Genomic DNA, 3,253 nt, shown 5'->3' with positions numbered 1-3,253 from the left:
GATGATGACCTCATCTATGGCATCTTCTTCCCCAAGATATTTTACATAGCCCTTGCCGTATTCAGAATTAAGCTTCATCAACTCTTTAAAGTCCTTATTCTTCATAATTGCATTTACCTTCCCTTTTTCTACTTCGTATTCCATGGCGTTAGAGGCTGTCTTTCTAAAGGCCAATACATTGAGTTTCCTCAAGGATTGTACAGCTGTTTGCTGCGATTCTGTTAGATCTGCTGCTTCCAGATTTAGGATACTCGCCGGGAGATCCAAAGAAATAAAATTGGGATTCTCTGCGCTGTCTACATAGTACTCCTGTAAGCTTTGTGTTGAGGAACAACCAATAAATAGCAAAAGAACTAAGCTTGATAGTAATTGAGTGATCGTTTTCATGATGATTATTGTTCTTTAAATGGTGAGAAAGACCTGGGGCACAAGTATTGTACAAGTGCCCGTGGTCTTCCAGCCTGTTGTTAGGATTTCTTTTTTTCGATTTGATTTAACTCCTTAGGTAAATTCATCTTTTTTGTCAAAGCCCCTATCTTGGTTAAATCAATATCCCCGGTCAGTGTCAATAAGACCGTTTCAATTTTGCGGTCATTGATCTCCACATCGGCATTTTGGATTCCGGTAACGAACATAAGAAGCTCACTAACATGGTCCTCGTCCTTTCCTTTACGGATGTAAAACTTTACATTGGCATCCTTATCTTTTACCCTCATTAGTTCCTCCAGAGACGCATTTTTTAAATATCGATCTACCGTAGACTTCATATCGGCGGAAATTCCTTTGTTCTCAGTGACAAAAACCTTCAATCCATTGAGACTCTTGGCAATTTCCATGGCCTCTCTGGCCTCCGGCTCGTCTACATTCACATCCATTTTTACAAGGAGGTCGAACATATTCTTATTTACGATCACCGAACTTACCTCATCCATATCTTCGAACTTATCAAAGATAGATTGTGAGAAGCCTGCTAATGGAAGCAGCGCTATGGCTAATAATACTACATACTTTTTCATACTGTTGTTTTTTAATTGTTTTTGTAAATTTTTTGTTTTGTTTCTTCAAATTCATGTAAATAGCCCATTTTTTCTGTACCACGATCTAAATTTTGGGCCAAAAGACCCAGGGCCTTTTTTGTTTGCAGGTAAGCGTATTCGGCTTCCCTTTGTTCCTGGTATCTATTACCAAAATATATACCAAAGACTAAGACGGTAACGGCTGCAACGGATATCCACCTATAATACACTTTGCTGGTTTTTAATGGCACCTGCTTCGTAAACCGCTCTTGCTTGGCATTAGAGAAAAATGTGAACATGGTACTGTATTGCTCCAAATGTTCAGCAACATCGTCTCCGGTAAAATAATCCCGTAAGACCTGCTCTTCGGCTTCCGTGGTCTCGGCCTCAAAGTATTTCTCTAATAATTTTTCTATTCTATTTAAGTCCATAACTATGTTTTTGTATTAGTTTTTCCCTTACCGTTTTACGGGCTCTTGAAAGGGTAACTCTTATTGTTGTTGGCTGCATATCCAGCATTTCCGATATTTCCTCAAAACTGTAAGCCTCAATATCTCTCAGTTGCAAGACCAATTTTTGCTGTTCCGGCAGGGTGTCCATGATCTTTTCAACCCAATTCAAACTATCATTAGTCTCTATCTGTCTTTGTAACGACTTGGTCTCATCCGTATAATTACTGTGAACCAATTTTAGGTTTCCCGATTGTTTCGATTTCAACCTGTCCAGACAAAAATTCTTGGTCATTGTCATGGCAAAGGCTTCCACATTCCGGTACTTGCCCATTCCTTTCTTCTTTGACCATAATTTCATCAACACTTCTTGAGTTGCATCTTCTGCTTCTTCTGAAGACACCAGCATCCTTTTTGCCAGACGGTACAATTTGTCTTTGAAAGGCATTACAAGGTTTAAAAACTCTGTTTGTGTCATTAGTGGTTGATCGGTGGTTGTAAAGACCATTTTAACTGTTGTGTTACATAAGCTAGACGAACTACAACGAAAATTGTTACAAAACTTTTTTTCTTCTTCAATATCTGCTTATTTTAGCCAATAGATAACCTTCCCTACACATGATATTGTCTACTATCACCTAAGGTATAAAAAGACCTTTGGACAGGCACACCTTTGGAATAATTATTGAAGCTATTAAAAAAAGAAAATATGAAAAAGTACATACTAACCTTCCTGGTCATCTCCTTTTTAGGTCTATCCTGCAGTAAAGATGACGATAATACGTATTCCGCACCTAAGAATCTGGCAGCACAGAACTTCATGTGGCAAGCCTCTAATTATTGGTATTTCTGGCAGGAAGATGTTCCCAACCTCGCAGACGATCGCTTCGCCAACAATGAAGAGTATAATGCATTTTTAGGGTCTGATGCAGATGCAGGCGATTTTTTTGATAACCAACTGCGCTTTGTTGATGACAGATTTACCTTTTACAGCCCTGATTACGAAGAATTTACTAATTCTCTTTCAGGAATCTCGAAAAATAATGGCCTGAGTTTTGGACTTATACAATTAGATGGTGATCTGTTGGTGGGCTATGTAAGATATGTTATTCCCGAATCCGATGCTGCTTCCAAACAAATCTTCAGAGGAAACTATTTTACTGAAGTAGATGGTCAACGATTAAACATCAATAATTATATTGATCTGTTGTTTGGCGAAAACGACACCTATACATTGACCATGGCGGATTACGTAAACGATGAATTTACCCCAAACGGCTTATTAGTTAGCCTAACCAAACAAGAAAATTTTCAAGAAAATCCGATATACATCACAAATACCTTTGATATAAATGGTAATAAAATCGGATATATCTTTTACAGGAGATTCTTCGAAGATTATGACGACGAACTCAATGCGGCAATTGGTCAGTTGCAAGCTCAGGGAATTACGGAATTGGTTTTGGACCTTCGTTATAATCCCGGCGGTAGGGTATCTTCAGCGGTTGCCCTGGCAAGCATGATCTATGACACGAATGCCGATCAGTTATTCGTAAAACAAAGATGGAACTCAAAACGACAATCAGATTTCAGTGCAGCTTCCTTAGAACAAAATTTCATCAACGAAATAGACGGGGCAGCTATTAATTCTTTGGGTCTCAACAGGGTATTTGTGCTAACTACAGACAGATCTGCCTCGGCCAGTGAATTACTGATCAATGGTCTGGATCCATATATGGATGTAATCCAGGTGGGCACTACAACTACCGGGAAAAATGAATTCTCCCT

5 protein-coding genes are annotated in these 3,253 nt (G+C 38.9%); 1 reads left to right on the top strand and 4 read right to left on the bottom strand.

The features are described 5' to 3' along the window. The 4 genes from WBM49_RS09940 to WBM49_RS09925 form a co-directional block, all read right to left on the bottom strand. The coding region (locus WBM49_RS09940) for a DUF4252 domain-containing protein (RefSeq protein WP_424371899.1) at positions 1-387 on the bottom strand (387 nt) is incomplete at its 3' end. A gap of 80 nt (positions 388-467) precedes the next feature. Then, positions 468-1,016 (bottom strand): DUF4252 domain-containing protein, encoded by a 549-nt coding sequence (locus WBM49_RS09935; protein WP_424371898.1) that lies wholly within the window; start codon positions 1,014-1,016, stop codon positions 468-470. 11 nt (positions 1,017-1,027) lie between these two features. Further along, entirely contained in the window at positions 1,028-1,447 is a 420-nt protein-coding gene (locus WBM49_RS09930; RefSeq protein ID WP_424371897.1) for a hypothetical protein, read from the bottom strand. Next, positions 1,434-1,943 carry an RNA polymerase sigma factor gene (locus WBM49_RS09925; protein WP_424371900.1) on the bottom strand — a complete coding sequence of 170 codons (510 nt, stop codon included), beginning with the start codon at positions 1,941-1,943 and terminating at the stop codon, positions 1,434-1,436. Before WBM49_RS09925 ends, WBM49_RS09930 begins: the two co-directional genes overlap by 14 nt. Positions 1,944-2,174: 231 nt before the next feature. Between WBM49_RS09925 and WBM49_RS09920 the strand changes: the two genes are divergently transcribed. Continuing rightward, a partial coding sequence (locus WBM49_RS09920; RefSeq protein ID WP_424371896.1) for a S41 family peptidase occupies positions 2,175-3,253 on the top strand: 1,079 nt, incomplete at its 3' end.

The sequence above is a fragment of the Muriicola sp. genome (genome assembly GCF_049669965.1).
In the GTDB taxonomy this organism is placed as follows: Bacteria; Bacteroidota; Bacteroidia; order Flavobacteriales; family Flavobacteriaceae; genus Muriicola.
The sequence above is the reverse complement of the archived record's forward strand: the minus strand, read 5'-3'. Positions and strand labels throughout refer to the sequence as shown.